Genomic DNA, 17,889 nt, shown 5'->3' on the forward strand with positions numbered 1-17,889 from the left:
GGATTACGAGCTAAGTAAAGTCGCCTTAGATAATAACAATCGTGCCGAGTTATAGTTGAAATAGCTATCTATAACAGGTCTAAATATGGCTAAGTGTTATTATCTAAGATAATTTTATAACGCGTTTCATCATAATATAAATGCTTATAAATAGCATATGTTGTTTTCGCCTTTAATTATTAAATTTTTATTTTATTCTAAATAACAGGACTCTTGATGACTGACGTTATTGATATGAGCTTAGACGGTGTCGAAGAACAACCGCTAAGGGAATTTACCGAGCAAGCATATTTGAATTACTCCATGTATGTGATCATGGATCGTGCCTTGCCTCATATTGGTGATGGCTTAAAGCCAGTACAGCGCCGTATTACCTATGCTATGTCTGAACTTGGCTTACATGCTGGTGCAAAATATAAGAAATCAGCACGTACGGTCGGTGACGTATTAGGTAAGTATCATCCTCACGGTGATAGTGCCTGTTATGAAGCGATGGTATTGATGGCGCAACCCTTTTCTTATCGTTATCCGCTGGTTGATGGTCAAGGTAACTGGGGTGCGCCGGATGATCCGAAATCATTTGCAGCAATGCGTTACACCGAAGCTAAATTGTCAAAATTCGCAGAAGTATTATTAGGAGAAGTGGGCTTAGGCACGGTTGACTGGTTACCTAACTTTGATGGCACCATGAAAGAGCCGCAATTGTTACCTGCACGTTTACCCCATATTTTATTAAATGGTGTCACCGGTATTGCGGTAGGTATGGCAACGGATATTCCACCACATAATGTGCGTGAGATTACCAATGCTTGTTTGCATCTAATTGATAAACCTAAAGCTGAATTGTCAGAATTAATGGCGTATGTAAAAGGCCCAGATTATCCGACTGAAGCAGAGATCATTACACCAGAAAAAGATATCGCCAAGATCTATGAAAGCGGTAAAGGCAGCATTAAAATGCGCGCTGTGTTCACGCTAGAAAGTGGTGATATTGTCATTAGCGCACTCCCGCATCAAGTCTCGGGTGGTAAAATTTTAGAGCAGATTGCAGCGCAAATGCAGGCTAAAAAATTACCTATGGTCGCGGATTTACGCGATGAATCCGATCATGAAAATCCAACCCGTTTAGTGATCGTGCCACGTTCGAATCGTATTGATATCGAGCAGTTAATGGCGCATTTATTTGCCAGTACGGATCTGGAAAAAAATTACCGTGTTAACTTGAACATGATTGGCTTGAATGAGAAACCACAAGTTAAAGGGTTAAAGACCATATTATCAGAATGGCTAGAGTTCCGTAATGCGACAGTCCGTCGTCGTTTACAGTTCCGTTTAGATAAAGTTCTGGCGCGTTTACATACCCTTGATGGTTTATTGATCGCCTTTTTGAATATTGATGAAGTGATTGAAATCATTCGCCAGTATGACGATCCGAAAGCCGAGCTCATCAGCCGTTTTGATTTATCGGTTAAACAAGCAGAAGCTGTACTTGAGCTTAAATTACGCCATTTAGCTAAGTTAGAAGAAATGCGTATTCGTGGCGAGCAAGGTGAATTAAACACTGAGCGCCATAAATTAGAACAGCTATTAAGTTCAGATCGCCGTTTAGCTACCTTAGTGAAAAAAGAACTTATTATGGACGCCGAGAAATTTGGTGATGAACGCCGTTCACCGATTATCGAGCGTACAGAAGCAAAAGCGTTAACAGAAAAAGAATTGATGCCAAATGAAGCGGTGACCGTGGTGTTGTCACAACAAGGCTGGGCACGCTGTGCTAAAGGGCATGATGTGGATGCCAAAGGACTCAGCTACAAAGCCAGTGATGAATATAAAGATGCCGCAGAAGGCCGCAGTAATTGCCCTGCAGTCTTTATTGATTCAAGTGGTCGTTCGTTTGCATTGGATGCACACACGTTGCCATCGGCACGTAGTCAGGGTGAGCCATTGACTACGCGTTTCACGCTTGCAGCCGGGCAGACCTTTACTCATGCCTTGATGGCGGAGGATAGTCAACAATTCTTACTCAGCTCTGATGCGGGTTACGGTTTTATTGGCAAATTCAGTGACATGGTGAGCCGTAATAAAAATGGTAAAGCGTTATTAACCTTACCTGCTGGTGGCTTAGTCATTGAACCACAAGCGGTGAGCGATATCAGCACTGATCAGGGCTTAATTATTTCTAACGAAGGTAGAATGCTTATCTTCCCACTGTCATCATTGCCATTACTGTCTAAAGGTAAGGGTAATAAATTAATGAACATTCCATCTGCACGCGTTAAAAGCCGTGAAGAGTATGTGCAAATGCTGACAATTGTGCCAGAAGGGCAGTCAGTAACATTATATGCTGGTAAACGTAAGTTAACATTAAAACCTGCTGATTTAGAGCACTACAAAGGTGAGCGAGGGCGTCGCGGTTTCAAATTACCACGTGGATTACAGCGTGTTGATAGCCTAGATGTAGCGCAAGAATAATTCAGCTAACGCTTGTACACCGAGTTTTTGCTCGGTATACTGCGGTGATGTTAAAAGAGGGTTACAAATGTTATTTATTGGTCGTTTAGTCTTAGTCATGTTGTTCATGATCTACTTATTACTCATGAGTATTGTACGCTTTAGTTTACAGCCTCGTAATCCAAAGCACGTTGCATGCGTGGCGAGAAACTTCTCCCGATTGGCGCGTATTTTGGGGGTTAAATTAACAGTTCGTAAACCAACCGGTTTGAATGATGCTGGTCCGTATGTTTTTGTCGGTAATCATCAAAACAATTTTGATTTGATTACTATGACTGCAGCAGTACAGCCTGGCACTGTATCTGTTGGTAAGAAAAGCTTAATTTGGGTGCCTATTTTTGGTTTTGTATATTGGCTGTCAGGTAATATCCTGATCGACCGTAATAACAAAAGCAAAGCCGTTGGTACTATTTCAGCTGTGGCAGATCGCATTAAAAAAGGTCATTTGAGTATTTGGATGTTTGCTGAAGGGACACGTAGTCGTGGTCGTGGTTTATTGCCATTTAAGACGGGTGCCTTCCATACAGCTATCCAAGCTGAAGTGCCGATTGTGCCGGTATGCTGTTCAAATACCCACAACAAAATTAAATTAAACCGTTGGGATAATGGCGAAGTGATTATTGAAATCATGGATCCGATTGCCACAGCAGGTTTAGAGCGTAAAGCGGTACGTCAATTATCAACAGACGTGCATGCGATCATGAAAAAACGTATTGATGAGTTATCTGCAGAAGCAAGAGACGCTTAGTTAAACGTAAGCTTTAGCCTTAACTTTATTCTTAACTTTATTCTTAACTTAAGGTAAATGATTGAAGGTTTAAAGTTGATAGTAAAACGCCCATCACAATTGCATTGTGATGGGCGTTTTTGTTTATACTAAATGGCCGATGATTGCATTTATCATCGAGCCATTTTTAGCATCTTATTATTTGCGTTACTATTTATTATCGGTTATTTATTATCGGTTATTTATTATCGGTTATTTATTAGCATAATAGACGGCAAATTTAGATGATTTAATTTGCAGTAAGCAATGGCCGAAAGCGGCTTCAATAATCTCAGGGTATTTCAAGAAACTGTTGGCAACTAAGACTAAATGGCCGCGTGGGTTGATGTAGCTATTCGCTTCTTTTAAGAAGGTTTCAGTGCTTGCATAATGGGTTTTTAAACCAGCGTGGAACGGTGGGTTCGAAATAATATAATCGAATGTACCTTCCACATCTGAATAAACATCAGACAGGTAAGCTTGGCCAGCTAATTCATTTGCTGCTAATGTGAGTTGACTTGATTTAACCGCTAGCGCACTTACATCAGTCATTTCAACTTTGCTTTCTGGGAAGCGTTTAGCGATATAACTACCGATAATACCTGCACCACAACCGAGATCAAGTACACGACCTGATGGTTTTTTGTGTAGGTTATTAAGCAGAATATTACTGCCTGTATCTAATTTACCGTGGCTAAAGACACCTGGTAATGTACACACAGTTAGGTCAACACCATTCGCTGAGATTGGGAATGTCGTGATCCAATCGTCTTGCACAAATTTAGCGACAGGTTTATTTAATTCAGTGACATATAACGAGCTACGACGTGCAGCGTCGAGTTTGTTACAAATATCACCATACGGGGCAAAGAATTTATTTGCGCTACGGATACCGGCGTTGTTCTCACCTACCATGAAGATCATTGCACCATCTTCAAGATGTTCGGTAATGTTAGCTAACAAGTATTCTACTTCAGCTTTTGATTTTGACATATAAACCAAAGCAACTTGGTGTTTTTTCACCGCTTGGTATTCAGTCGAGCAATGGTTATCAATGCTGCTGATATCATCATAATGCAGTTTAGCGGAATAGTCGTAGCTGAATAAGGTTGTTTTTTTAGCTACCTTAGCTAATTCAACCGGATATGTATCTTCGATGTAACCCGCAATCAACAGGTCTTTATCTTCAAAATGTGCAGTGTTACGTGCGAGTAATTGACTTGCTAGGGTGTAGCTATTGCTGATCATGGGTTTGGACTCTTTTACTTAATTTGCTCGAAGATTTAGTCGGTGAGTATATACCCAAACAACTTCAATATCTTCTCCTTTCGGCTGACTGATTAGGTATCGTGCGAGTTGCTTAGGACGCTATTTTAATGTTGGATTAGCTGTTTGAATTTACTTATGTATTATCCTGCTTGACATTTTGCGGTGAATGACGAATTATTAAATGTAAAAAAGTAACAATAAAGATTAAAAGTAAACGATAAATAATAATCGCTTACATATTTTTTTTCATCAAAATGAGAACGTCACATGCTTACTTTAAAACGAAAACAAGATAAACAAGGCAAATTAAAGCTTGTGTAGCATGTGATTCGAGAACATATAAATCCCTATAGGAACCTCGACCGCAATTTATGTATTCGAGGTTTTTTTATAACCGAAATGGAGCTTCTATGAGTGTTAACTCAACGGTCACCGATAAATCAGCAATGAAAGCATTACTTAAAGGCTCAATTGTTGCTTTGGTTACCCCGTTTAAAAATAATGAAATTGATGAACCGGCATTACGTAATTTGGTGGACTGGCATGTAGCGCAAGGTACGCATGGTATTGTTGCTGTGGGAACAACTGGCGAGTGTCCAACACTGTCATTAGAAGAGCATTGTCAGATCCTTGATATTGTGGTTAGCCAAGCCGCGGGACGCTTACCGGTGATTGCTGGTGCAGGCTCGAACAATCCGACGGATGCGATCTTATTATCTAATCATGCGCAAGCTGCTGGTGCGATTGCGACGTTACATGTCGCTGGTTATTATAACCGTCCATGCCAGGAAGGTTTGTTTCAACATTTTAAAGCGATAAATGATAACAACGACCTGCCAATCATTGTTTACAATATCCCTGGTCGTGCGATTGTGGATATCCAACCTGAAACATTAGCGCGTATGGCTGAGCTTGAAAATGTAGTCGGCATTAAAGATGCAACAGGTGATCTGTCACGCCCTTGGTTAGAGCGCCAACTAATTAAAGGTGATTTCTCTTTCCTCTCTGGTGATGACTGTACGACGGTTGCTTATAACGTATCTGGCGGTAATGGCCTTATTTCGGTATCTGCTAACGTTGCGCCAAAACTGTATGCACAAGTGCAGGAATTAACGTTTGCGGGTAAATATGTTGAAGCGAGAGAATTACAAGATCGTTTGATCACGCTACATAATTTAATGTTTAAAGAAACAAGCCCTGCTGGTGTGAAGTACGCAGTATCGTTACTCGGCCTGTGTGAGCCTGAGTGTCGCTTACCTGTTATTGAACTAACCCAAGGTACAAAAGACGAAATTCGAGCCGCTATGGTTGAATTAGAGTTGATTTAAACTTGATGCTGTAAGGCTTTATAAATAATGAAACGGCGAGCTTAGCTCGCCGTTTTTGATCTTAGCCGATTTGTTTATCAGTTATAGTTTATCGCTTATAGTTTATCGATAACCACCTTTTACAGCGCGAACCGCATAAGTCGTTAACGAACTATCATGTTGTCCAAGCGGCATTTCAGTGCCTTTAGCAAAGTCGATAACACGTGATATCAGATGGCTGTATTCAGCACCTGTTGCACCAGCATTAAATGGCGTACTTGAATAATACACACTCGATATTGTATTTGGAAATAGCGTTAAATTGATTGCAGGTTCAGCGCAGCTGCGATCGACGAGTGAGCCGAGTTCTTTAATGTTAGGTAAACGCCAACCGGTAATGCCATTGATGCTATAACTTTCTGCAGCGGCAAGTGCGTCACTCCAAGTGGCATAACTGATCGCGCCACTGCCTGAGCATGAATTGGATGACAAGGTATAAGTTTGCCCGATACTGCATTTTGCCCACGTTAAACTGGTACGCAGATCGGTAACGCTGCCATCCTTATTATCAATAAAGTCAGACGGCGTGTAATCTTGATAGAGAGCAGGGTCGCAATTAATATTAACTGCTTCGATAGCTGCAATAGCTGCGAGACTAAACAGGCTTGAACTAAGCAGTAGTATGGTTGTTGATTTTATCATGATAATGGCTCTTATTATTCTGATTCAGCTGAATCATCAGCAGCTTGAGTGAAAAATTCAGCTGGGATATTACTGCTTACCAGCATTACTTTACGCCCTTCATCTTTATTACAGGTGTTCACGCTACCTGTTTGTAGGTTGATACACCAAGCTAATGATTCAGCGCCCTTCACCTGTGATGAAGTCCAGTAAACGGGGTTACCATCATTACTCACGACACAGTCATTACCCGTACAATCAAAGAAGTCGCTATCCAGCGCGTGATCAGTCGCTAATGATAAGGTCGAGTAATCAGTTACTTTACTGTAATCAATGATACTTCTTAATTGCTCAACACTAGGGACCAGCCAGTTAGCTTGACCGCATACCCCCAAAAAGTTCACTTCGTCTGCATAGGCGCCTGAACTGCAATAGAGCTCGTTTTCCCTTCCTGATAGATCTTTTAGATAACCACAGGTAGCATTGGCATAATCAGAATCGTCAGTGGCGGTATCAAGTGTGCTGTCATTGAGAGTATATCTCCAGCCTCGGCCTGTAGTACCTAGCTTTGATGACCACCAAGCATAGACAAAGTTAGCGGCACTGTAGTTAGTTTTGTCATCCATTGTGTAGCGATCTGGTAGGGTGTTATCGGTTTCTTGATTGGTTAAAAGGTTTGTTGGGCCTTTCACCTGCCAGGTTAATCCGGTTATTTCATCCTTAACACAGCTGTAATCAGTGCTGTTAGCTGTTCTCGGCATACCGTCATTGCCTATCTTCACAAAGCGAAATCCTGCTCTGCCTTTATATTCGGTATCGGCACTGTCGATATCGCGGCTGTTTTTATAAAACTGGCTACTGGGATCTTGAATATCTCCGCCTGCATTAGCCAGTGCATTGGAGTTAATAATGACATCTAGTCCATATGCCGCATCTTGCAGAGCAAGATCGTCGCCCGGTTGTGCGCCGAGAGTAAAGTCACTACCGTCAGAATAATTGCTTACTCCAGAATCATTAAGGTAAACGTTGCCAGAGATAAGCAGCGGCTGAGTAAACTGATCACCGTCTGAATCAGTGAAAATAAGATTCAGCGTTCGTGCGTCGTATACGTCTTGTTTTTGATATGTCGTAATAGTGAGGCTGGCAGTATTTGAAGCTGCAGTAAAGGTGAGCACTGCAGCATTACTAATCGTGTAATCTGCGTTTTCCCCCATAACAGCAGTGCCGCTAATGTTTAAGCTGTAATTAAGCTCAGAGGGGGTCGTTTTATCTAAAGGGTAATTTAGGGTAAGCGTCTGTCCACGCTGAATAACTCTAGGTATTGTGTCGAAAGTCGCGGTATATACATTCGTATCACCAGAGCCATCATCGGTAGTATCGCCTGGACTATCGTCAGAACTATCGTCAGAACTGTCATTAGAGCTGTCACCAGTATTCCCATTTATCGCGTCTAAATTATCACTGCCGCAGCCTGTTAAGCCGAGTGACAGCAAAAAAATAGTTAAGAAACTTAACTTTTTTAAGTGCATATAAAATCCTTATTATTGCTACACCAGTAATCCGTTACTGAATAATCATTATTTATTACTCTATAAAGAACCTATTGATAGCTTATGTTATCAATATGTTAATTTAAGCGTGGCACGATAGTACCTAGAATTTAAACGCCTGAGAAGTGCAAATTCCCATTTATGACTATAAAAATGTTATTTATGCGCGATTAATTCGCCATTTTTATTATTAATAGTGTGGTTAATGTCAGTTTATTGATAGAATATACAAATCAGTAATAGGTATTTAATTGTTTTTACCATTCAAGTTGGGTTGATATGAACTTAAGAGATTTAGAATATCTTGTCGCGTTACAAGAACTGAAGCATTTTAGAAAAGCGGCGGAAAAATGCTTTGTCAGCCAACCGACACTCAGTGGTCAGATCCGTAAGTTAGAAGATGAACTGGATGTGATCTTGATTGAGAGGACATCGAGAAAAGTATTGTTTACGCCAGCTGGCGATCAAATTGCTGATCAAGCACGTACCGTATTGTTAGAATCTAAAGCCATTAAAGAAATTGCCAAGAGTTATGCTAGCCCGACAGCAGGTGCGATTCATATTGGTTTGATCCCAACAGTCGCGCCTTACCTGTTGCCTTTGATCGTGCCATCAATGAAACAACAATTCCCTGATTTAGATATGTATTTACATGAAAATCAAACGAATGAGTTATTAAAGCAATTGGATGAAGGTGAGTTGGATTGTCTCTTATTAGCTTACTTACCAGGCATGGAAAAATACGGTCACATTGAGTTATATAAAGAACCATTAGAGCTGATTATTCCGAGTGGACACCGCTTTAAAGGTCGAGATCGCGTTGACTTATCGGAATTACGCGGCGAGAAAGTACTGATGTTAGAAGATGGACACTGTCTGCGTGATCAAGCGATGGATTATTGTTTTACAGCTGGCGCTGAGGAAGATCAAAGCTTTAAAGCAACAAGCTTAGAAACACTGCGTCATATGATCGCAGCGGACGCGGGCGTGACATTATTACCGCATCTGGCGATCCCACGAACTCGGTTTACTGAAGGGGTGGAGTACATTAAATTTGTGGAACCTGAACCAACTCGAAAAATTGTTTTATTGTATCGTAAAGGTTCAGTAAGGCGTCCTTGTTTTAACGATATAGCGCAAGTCATCGGCAAGAAAGTGATGGCTACAATAGTTTAAAATAGACCAGTGCAGTACAAAGGTGGGATATAAAAATGGCGCTGCTTTTAAAAAGTAGCGCCATTTTATTTACGTCATGTTAAAAACTAAAGCTTAAAGCTTAAAACAAGTCATCGAGAGATTCTGCTGCAGCTTCACTGCTTTCATTGATGTTATCGATTTCATCGAATGATGAGCCAGCATCTTGATTATTTACGTACTCGGTTGGTTCTGTACCTTTAACAAAGTACTCGAAACGTGCCGTGAAGTCGGATTTGTGGGTGAGTAATCCCGATTCACGGTCGATACGCACTTGCACGATATTATCCGGTAATACACTTGGACGTTCGGGAACCCCTTTTAGTGCTTGCTGCATAAATTCAATCCAAGCAGGTTGCGCTGTTTTAGCTCCGGCTTCACCACCACTAATCTGGTATTTATCTAGATTAATGTTACGAGAAACACGGCCTAACTCACGGCTATGATCATCAAAACCAATCCAGCTTGTTGCTGATAGATCTGGGTTAAAGCCCGAGAACCAAGCATCTTTGGCCTCGTTTGTTGTACCAGTTTTACCACCAATATCATGGCGTTTTAGTGCCGCAGCTGCACGCCAGCCTGTACCATTCCAACCGGTTTTATGGCGCCAACTGCCACCACCCCAAATTACGCTAGCCATGACTTCACGCATCAAGAAAGCATTTTGTTCGGTAATAATACGTGGTGCTAATTGCAGTGAACCATAAGCGGCAATATCACATTTTGCCAGTGCATCCCCTTCGAGGTCTAACCAGTACTCTGGATTATCGGTGCCAAGTGCAATTTGTTTTTCACATTCTAAACAAGCTTGTTTTGGTGTTGATTGATAGATGATTTCACCATCAACATTCTCAATACGGTCAATAAAGTAAGAGTCAACTTTAAAGCCACCATTGGCAAATGTCGCGAATGCAACGGCCACTTCAAGTGGCGTTAGCGAGGCTGAACCCAATGATAGTGACTCATCACGAGGTAGCTTGGCTTTTTCAAAACCAAAGCGTGTCATGTAGTTAATGGCGTTATTTAAACCCACTTGACGGAATACTCGCACAGACATGACATTTTTTGACTGAGCTAAACCTAAGCGAAAGCGCGTTGGACCATTATAGGTCGGCGGTGAATTCTTTGGTCGCCATGCTGTTCCTGCTCGTTTATCAAGTTGGTTAATTGGCGCGTCATTAATTAGCGTTGCGAGTGTCGCCCCTTGCGCTAAACCTGCTGAATAGACAAATGGTTTGATATTAGAACCAATTTGACGCTCGGCTTGGGTGACACGGTTAAACTTACTTTGCTGATAGTTAAAACCACCGACTAAAGCTTCAATGGCGCCGTCATTATTATCGATAGCGATAAAAGCGGAACTTGCATCAGGGATCTGACCTAGCATCCATTGGGCTGTTTGTGTTGTTGTTGCTGGCTGTTTAGTTGCAGTGTAAGGACGTAATAATACGATATCACCAGCATTTACTATTTCAACGGCTGTTTGTGGTGCGGGACCTTGTTTCTTGTCAGAAATAAATGGACGTGCCCATTTTAAACCATCCCAACTCACAGTCACTTGTTCGCCATTTGCCATTAATGCTTCGGCAGTTTGGCCTGCTACAGCGGTTATAACAGCTGGTTCAAGTGGCTTGTAACTTGGTTTATCTTTTAATAATAGCAAAATATCTTCATTACTCAGTACGTCATCATTAGTCCAAGCTTGGCCTAATGGACCACGATAGCCGTGGCGTAAATCATAATTCAATAAATTATTAATTAGTGCATTCGTCGCTGCCGTTTGGCGTTCACTCTGTACTGTGGTGTAGACATTTAAGCCTTGAGAGTAAGCTTTATCTTCACCGTAGCGTTGAATTATTTCACTGCGAACCATCTCTGCTAAATAAGGTGCAGATAACTCGATTTCTGCACCGTGATATTTTGCCGTAATAGGCGCGTTATTCGCCTCGTCAAATTGTGCTTTGGTGATATATTGTTCGTCTAACATACGCAGCAATACCACATGACGACGGGCTTTAGCGCGTTGTGGTGAACGAATTGGGTTTAACGCGGATGGCGCTTTTGGTAAACCTGCAATGATCGCCATTTGCGCGAGTGTTAATTCGTTTAATGCTTTACCGTAATAAACTTGTGCTGCAGCACCAATACCAAATGAACGGTAGCCCAGTGGGATTTTATTTAGATATAAAGTTAAGATCTCATCTTTGGACAGGTTTTGTTCGATATGCCAAGCTAAAAATATTTCTTTAATCTTACGAATAAAGGTTTTTTCTCGGGTTAAAAAGAAATTTCGTGCAACCTGTTGGGTGATTGTACTTGCACCCTGTTTTCGTTCGCCAGTCATAATCATGACAGTTGCTGCACGGATAATACCAATTGGATCTATACCCGGGTGGCTATAAAAACGATTATCTTCTGTGGCTAGAAATGCTTTGATCATTAAAGGTGGAACATTATCAACCTCAATGGGAATACGACGCTTTTCACCAAATTGAGAGATCAGTTTACCATCTTGACTAAACACCTTCATTGGCGTTTGTAATTGCACTGTTCTTAATGTGGTGACATCAGGCAAATCAGGCTTGATATAAAAATATAGTGCAATGATGCTTCCTACACCGAGCAGTCCGCTAACTAATAAAAATACGGATAATCGTTTAATCCATTTCACAATAATGCTCACTATAATTTCTTAATAATCGATCATTATATCTCTGTTTTGTGAAATAGTACGAGTTCTTTATGATAGACCTCAGAGATTTAAATCTGTATGCTTTGTTTTTAACAAAAAATTAACAATGACGCGGCAGGATGTGGTCGTCATTATTACATAGAGTTGAAGATCATTATGCTAAAGCTGTTTAAAAGGAATCAGACAGTGGCAATGATCGGAGTTGATTTTGGATCATCTTCCGTAAAAGCCCTCGCGCTGTCTAAGCGATCAGAGCATTATGTGGTAGATATGGTTTCAGAGGTAGCAACGCCAAAAGGATGTGTCGTTGATCACCAATTACAAGATATAGAAGCATTAACCAATGTCTTGCAACAGGTGCGTCAAGATTTTCCTTTCCGCTATAAACAAGCTGCAACTGCCGTATCTGGCACAAATGTCATTACAAAAATTATTTATGTTGATACCGATCTTTCTGGTTCAGAGCTGGAAATGCACATTGAATTGGAAGCGGAAAGTTTAATTCCTTTTCCGCTTGATGAAATTAGCCTCGATTTTGAAATATTAGGTATTAACGATAATAATCCAGGTAAAAATAATGTGTTGTTGAGTGCGACTCGCACGGAAAGCGTGACGTCATTAGCTGGTTGCCTAGAAGAGAATGATTTTGTCCCGAAAATTGTTGATGTGGCGGCGCATGCATTAGCGCGATCTCATGATCTGTATTTACGCTTGGCTGATTTACAAGATGATAGCAAAGTGGTTGCTGCGATTGATATTGGCACTAACATGACCATTTTTTCAATGCTGCATCAGGGAGAATCAATTTATTCTCGCGTACAAAATTTTGGTGGTGAAAACTATACCCGCACTATTAGTGAACATTATACGTTGAAACGCGATGAAGCTGAAAAGTTTAAGCTCGCTCAGCAATTACCACTCGATTACGATATTGATGTATTAGCGCCTTATATTACTGCGTGTATACAACAGATCCGCCGTAATGTGCAGCTGTTTACCAACTCAGGTACCTTACAAAAAATTGATATGATCACCATCAGTGGTGGGTCGGCATTAATCGTGGAACTTGCTCAGCAAGTTGAGAGTGAGCTGGGTATAACGACCCGTGTTGCAAATCCCTTTGCACAGTTTGATTACGCTGAAGAGGTTGAAGATAAAGAACGGTTAATCGCCAACGGACCGCGTTATATGGTTGCGCTTGGTTTAGCGATGAGGGCGTTATAATGTCAAATATTAATTTATTGCCCTGGCGTGAAGCACAGAAAAAACAGAGGCAACAGCGTTTCTATAGCTTAACTGGGATCAGCCTTGGTACAACCTTGTTGGTCATGATCATATTAAATATGGTGATTGGTGGGTTTATTGATAATCAAAAACAACGTAATGCTTTACTGATGCAAGAGATGCAAGTTATTGATGTCAAATTAGGTAAAATTAAAGAGCTACGTGGGCGCAAAGATAAACTGCAAGAGCGTATTGATTTAATTCAAAGCTTACAGCGCAGCCGCAATACCCCCACGCAACTGATGAATACCTTGCCACAGCTCGTTCCTGCAGGTGTAAACCTCGCCAAATTAACGTTTAAAAATGACATTATTAAGATTAATGGCAGCAGTGATTCAAATACGCGCTTGGCGGTTTTGTTGCGTAATATTGAGGAATCAAGTTGGCTTAGAGACGGTAATTTAGATTCTATTGTTGCTTTGTCGGAAGGCGAGGGTAATCGCTTTGAAATGCGATTCTCGGTAACACCTATGTTGAAAGACGAGGGCCACTAAGATGAACCTACAAGAAATTAATGAACTGGATCTTGAAGATCTGGGGAATTGGCCAAAACCAGCAAAGATAGCCATTAATATTATTTTGTCCGTATTGATTGCGGGATTATTTTATTGGTTATTTATCGCGTCGTCGTTACAAGCACTAGAAAATGTTGAAAAGAAGGAAACAAGTTTAAGATTACAGTTTGAAGCCAAAGCCAGTCTTGCTGGCAATTTAGGCTTATATACAGAGCAAATGTCAGAGATGGAAAATTTATTTAACCACATGCTCAGGCAGCTACCGTCAAAAAGTGAGACGGCAGGGCTACTCGATGATCTGAGCTATATTGGCCAGCATAATGGCCTGCAGTTACGTAAATTTAAATGGTTGCAGGAAGTTAAGCGCGATTTCTCTTATGAAGTGCCGGTCAGTTTAGAAGTCATCGGTACCTTTCATCAGCTTGGGCAATTTACCAGTGACATTGCCGCATTACCGCGGATTGTGACGTTAGAAGATTTCACGATCACTAAGTTGCAAGGGGAATTACTCAAAGTGAATATGATTGCCCGTACGTATCGCTATAAGGGGGAAAAATGAAACGAATGACGAGTTTAGTTTTTTTATCTCTGACGGTAACGGGTTGTACTGCGGACAATCAAGATTTGGTGAACTACATCAATGATGTCAAAGCACGTAAAACAGCTTTAATTGAAAGTGTCCCCGATATGGAAAGCTTTGTGGCATTGCATTATTCGGAGACTGGGGCACGTAATCCATTTTCGAATCCTCGCCCTGAATCGGTAAAAGCAGAAACACCATTTCCACAGAATTGCCCGCAACCCAATTTTGCGCGGATTAAAGGACCGTTGGAAACCTATTCATTAGATAATTTAAATATGCACGGCACGCTTGGTAGTGAGGAGCACCTCTGGGGGTTAATAAGAGCGAGTTCGGGAGAAATATTTCGAGTATCACCGGGTGATTATATTGGACTTAATCACGGTGAGATACTCGACATAACCAAAAATTATATTGAATTATCGGAGTTGATATTAACAGGTAAAGGTTGTTGGCAAGTTCGCACAACGCAAATACCGCTTAGTAGTCAAGGCTCTTAGCAGCCAAAGCACTTAGCAGAGTAGATACGAGTTAATCGTAGCTAAGTAATCGTTAATATTAACCAGGATAAGGTTAATAGTAGCTAAGACAAACAGTTAAGCCATTTTCAGGGATGATGAAATGACTAAATCATATATAAGATGTACTAATATCGTGAAGGTATTAGTTTTATGTACCACACTTTTATGTTCTGCTTTCAGTTTTGCGGAACCACAATTAAAACAAATACACTTAAATGCGCTCGCTGAAGGGCAAGTTGAACTTGAGTTAGAGTTTAGTGACAATGTGGTCGAATTTGCAGATAAATTACAATATTCACCACATCAACTGGTGATCCTCGTACCAGATGCTAGCTCGACCTTGTTACTTAACCCTGTGGTTATCGAACAAGGTGGCGTATTAAATGTGGCTGCTGAACGTGTCGATTTAGGCCTTAAAATCACCATCGCTTTAGATGAACTCGTGCCGTATCAAATTGTGCAAAGTGGCAATAGCTTAATCGCTACGTTTGGATTATTAAGTAGTGATGTTGTTGTCCCTGAAGTTGCTGATCGTAATACCAGTAGCGATAGCTTAGTGCTTGCCGCAACCGTCAGCCCCTTTTTACTGGCGACGAAAGGTGGTCGTCAAGTGACGGTGCAATCCCCTAGAATAGAAGATATCGTGCCAATTGAGGGCGATGAAGAAGACTTTAGTGGTTTTGTAAACCAGGTGCGTGGGATCGATTTCCGTACCGGTAACGAAGGTAGTGGTAAATTAATTCTGACCATGAAAAATAGTTCAATGGCTGTTGATATTCAGCGTAAAGGCAACAAATTAATCGCTGAGTTTCATAGTACGGCTATTTTAAAAAAATTACTCTATATTTTAGATGTGGCTGATTTTGGTACCCCAGTAACAGCAGTTGAAACATTCCACGATGAAGGCGTGACAGCATTTGAGTTAGAGATCAGTGATGATTTTAATTATCGCTATGATCAAGCTGATAATATTTTTGTGATTGAAGTTACTAAAAAAGACCCGGATGAAAAAACCAGTAAATATCAGGGCCAAGCAATTTCACTGAACTTCCAAGATATTCCTGTGCGTACAGTATTGCAGTTAATCGCTGATTTTAATGAGTTTAACTTAGTGACCACGGATTCGGTGAATGGTAATATAACCTTGCGTTTAGACAGTGTGCCATGGGAGCAAGCGCTTGATATTGTGATGAAAGTTAAGGGCTTGAGTAAACAGCTTGATGGCAATGTATTGATGGTAGCGCCAGCTGATGAGTTGGCGGCATTAGAGCGTCGTGACCTTGTCAGCAAGAAAGAAGTAGAAGACTTAGCTGAATTACAGTCGGAGTTTATGCAAATTAGCTTTGCAAAAGCAGCTGATATAACAAAGCTTTTGTCACAAAAAGAGTCTAGTCTGTTATCATCACGCGGTACGGTCAGTTTTGACGAGCGTACTAACACAGTATTAATTAAAGATACGGCTACCGTTATTGCCAATGTGCAGCGTATTATTGAGGTGCTTGACGTACCAGTACGCCAAGTCATCATTGAAGCCAGAATGGTTTCAGTGGTTGATAATCTCGATGATGAGCTCGGTATTCGCTGGGGTTTAAGCGGCAGTACTGATATCGGTAGTGGCTTTGGGTCCACATCGGGTTCTATTGAGGGCAATGATTCTTTGGCTGGGGGCAGTATCCCTTCTATTGGTGACCGTCTCAATGTGAACCTACCTGTTGCATCACCAGCGGGTTCTATTGCGTTTCAAATTGCAGAATTAGCCAGTGGTCAAATACTTGATTTAGAGCTATCTGCATTAGAAGCAGAACAAAAAGCAGAAGTGATCGCAAGTCCAAGGATTACCACCACAGACCAAAAGTCAGCGTATATTGAGCAAGGTACGGAAATTCCGTACGTTGAATCAAGTTCAAGTGGTGCTACTTCTATCGCCTTTAAAAAAGCGGTATTGGGTTTGCAAGTGACACCGCATATTACTCCGGACAATAAAATCATCTTAGATTTGAAAATAAATCAAGATACCCGTGGTGAGGATGTGAAAACAGTGGGTGGTGAAGCAGTATCCATCGATACTCAAGTTATTAGCACTCAAGTCTTGGTTGAAAATGGCGAAACTGTGGTGTTAGGTGGTATCTTTAAGCATGAAATTAAAAAGATTGTAACGAAAGTTCCAGTTCTCGGTGATATCCCTTGGTTAGGTGTATTGTTCCGTAGTACTAAGAATATTAATCAAAAACGAGAGCTGTTAATCTTCGTTACACCAAAAGTGGTAGTGGATACGTTGTAACCTACCTTTGACAAAAGGCCGCAAAAACTATATAAATAGCGGTCTTTTTCTGCCTGAAATGTCATCACCTGGTTTTTTCACCGGGTGTTGCTGATTTTGGCTATTGCCAAAATGTCTCATCAATGGTTATTACAACCAAGAGGACGTTTTATAGGTAGGTCTGGTGCCCCTAAGAAAAAGGGTGTTATTACTTTAGATTTATTGAAGAGTTAAAATGGCTGAAAAACGTAATATATTCCTAATAGGCCCAATGGGCGCAGGTAAAAGCACAATTGGTCGTCAACTAGCGAGCCAACTGCATTTAGACTTTATCGATTCGGATCATGAAATCGAACGCCGCACTGGTGCTGACATTTCATGGGTTTTCGATGTTGAAGGTGAAGCTGGTTTCCGAGTACGTGAAGCGGAAGTTATTGACGATCTAACGCAAGAGCAAGGCATTGTGTTAGCAACGGGTGGTGGCTCAATTTTAAGTAAAGAAAGTCGTAACTACCTTTCTGCTCGTGGCGTAGTTGTTTATTTAGAAACAACTATTGATAAGCAGTTGGTAAGAACGTCACGCGATAAGCGTCGTCCTTTACTGCAAACTGAAGAACCACGTGATGTTCTGGAAACATTAGCTGATTCTCGTAATCCTTTGTATGAAGAGATTGCTGATTTTACAGTTAAAACAGATGAGCAAAGCGCTAAAATTGTTGCGAATCAAATTATAAAGTTACTAGATTTTTAATTGAGGTC

General features: G+C 41.0%; 14 protein-coding genes. 10 read left to right on the top strand and 4 right to left on the bottom strand.

Going from position 1 to position 17,889, the window contains the following annotated elements:
- Positions 1–216: 216 nt before the first annotated feature.
- Positions 217–2,472: a DNA topoisomerase IV subunit A gene (gene parC / locus FR932_RS19405; protein WP_019442573.1), complete on the top strand. Its 2,256-nt coding sequence runs from the start codon at positions 217–219 to the stop codon at positions 2,470–2,472.
- A gap of 67 nt (positions 2,473–2,539) precedes the next feature.
- Positions 2,540–3,259: a 1-acylglycerol-3-phosphate O-acyltransferase gene (locus tag FR932_RS19410; protein ID WP_019442572.1), complete on the top strand. Its 720-nt coding sequence runs from the start codon at positions 2,540–2,542 to the stop codon at positions 3,257–3,259.
- Between the two features lie 231 nt (positions 3,260–3,490).
- Here the strand turns inward: FR932_RS19410 and rsmC are convergent, their stop codons facing one another.
- The gene (gene rsmC, locus FR932_RS19415; RefSeq protein ID WP_019442570.1) at positions 3,491–4,525 is read right to left on the bottom strand and encodes a 16S rRNA (guanine(1207)-N(2))-methyltransferase RsmC; all 1,035 of its coding nucleotides are present in this window, start codon (positions 4,523–4,525) and stop codon (positions 3,491–3,493) included.
- A gap of 431 nt (positions 4,526–4,956) precedes the next feature.
- Here rsmC and dapA point away from each other — a divergent pair, with 431 nt between their 5' ends.
- Positions 4,957–5,874, top strand: coding sequence for a 4-hydroxy-tetrahydrodipicolinate synthase (gene dapA / locus FR932_RS19420; RefSeq protein WP_019442569.1), 918 nt, complete (start codon positions 4,957–4,959; stop codon positions 5,872–5,874).
- A gap of 102 nt (positions 5,875–5,976) precedes the next feature.
- On the opposite strand, the gene FR932_RS19425 is transcribed toward dapA, so the two are convergent.
- Together FR932_RS19425 and FR932_RS19430 are read right to left on the bottom strand one after the other, a co-directional pair.
- Positions 5,977–6,555, bottom strand: coding sequence for an Lcl C-terminal domain-containing protein (locus tag FR932_RS19425; protein WP_019443223.1), 579 nt, complete (start codon positions 6,553–6,555; stop codon positions 5,977–5,979).
- A gap of 14 nt (positions 6,556–6,569) precedes the next feature.
- The gene (locus FR932_RS19430; RefSeq protein WP_019443224.1) at positions 6,570–8,063 is read right to left on the bottom strand and encodes an Lcl C-terminal domain-containing protein; all 1,494 of its coding nucleotides are present in this window, start codon (positions 8,061–8,063) and stop codon (positions 6,570–6,572) included.
- Between the two features lie 300 nt (positions 8,064–8,363).
- On the opposite strand from FR932_RS19430, the gene oxyR reads away from it, so the two are divergent.
- On the top strand, positions 8,364–9,260 hold the full coding sequence (oxyR, locus tag FR932_RS19435) for a DNA-binding transcriptional regulator OxyR (RefSeq protein WP_019443225.1): 897 nt from the start codon (positions 8,364–8,366) through the stop codon (positions 9,258–9,260).
- A gap of 100 nt (positions 9,261–9,360) precedes the next feature.
- Here the strand turns inward: oxyR and FR932_RS19440 are convergent, their stop codons facing one another.
- Complete coding sequence (locus FR932_RS19440; protein ID WP_019443226.1) at positions 9,361–11,961, bottom strand: penicillin-binding protein 1A; 2,601 nt, start codon at positions 11,959–11,961, stop codon at positions 9,361–9,363.
- Between the two features lie 201 nt (positions 11,962–12,162).
- Between FR932_RS19440 and pilM the strand changes: the two genes are divergently transcribed.
- The 6 genes from pilM to aroK all read left to right on the top strand — a co-directional run bounded on the left by pilM (position 12,163) and on the right by aroK (position 17,881).
- Positions 12,163–13,194, top strand: a complete 1,032-nt coding sequence (gene pilM, locus FR932_RS19445) for a type IV pilus assembly protein PilM (RefSeq protein ID WP_240532449.1) — start codon at positions 12,163–12,165, stop codon at positions 13,192–13,194.
- Complete coding sequence (locus FR932_RS19450; RefSeq protein WP_019443228.1) at positions 13,194–13,748, top strand: PilN domain-containing protein; 555 nt, start codon at positions 13,194–13,196, stop codon at positions 13,746–13,748. The genes pilM and FR932_RS19450 overlap by 1 nt, the downstream gene beginning before the upstream one ends.
- A gap of 1 nt (position 13,749) precedes the next feature.
- Complete coding sequence (locus FR932_RS19455) at positions 13,750–14,328, top strand: type IV pilus inner membrane component PilO (RefSeq protein ID WP_019443229.1); 579 nt, start codon at positions 13,750–13,752, stop codon at positions 14,326–14,328.
- Positions 14,325–14,849, top strand: a complete 525-nt coding sequence (locus FR932_RS19460) for a pilus assembly protein PilP (RefSeq protein ID WP_019443230.1) — start codon at positions 14,325–14,327, stop codon at positions 14,847–14,849. The genes FR932_RS19455 and FR932_RS19460 overlap by 4 nt, the downstream gene beginning before the upstream one ends.
- 121 nt (positions 14,850–14,970) lie before the next feature.
- The gene (locus tag FR932_RS19465) at positions 14,971–17,151 is read left to right on the top strand and encodes a type IV pilus secretin PilQ (protein ID WP_019443231.1); all 2,181 of its coding nucleotides are present in this window, start codon (positions 14,971–14,973) and stop codon (positions 17,149–17,151) included.
- A 214-nt stretch (positions 17,152–17,365) separates the two neighbouring features.
- Positions 17,366–17,881, top strand: a complete 516-nt coding sequence (aroK, locus tag FR932_RS19470) for a shikimate kinase AroK (protein ID WP_019443232.1) — start codon at positions 17,366–17,368, stop codon at positions 17,879–17,881.
- Positions 17,882–17,889: the final 8 nt, after the last annotated feature.

Origin of the sequence: Moritella marina ATCC 15381, assembly GCF_008931805.1 — a bacterium.
Taxonomy (GTDB): Bacteria; Pseudomonadota; Gammaproteobacteria; order Enterobacterales; family Moritellaceae; genus Moritella; species Moritella marina.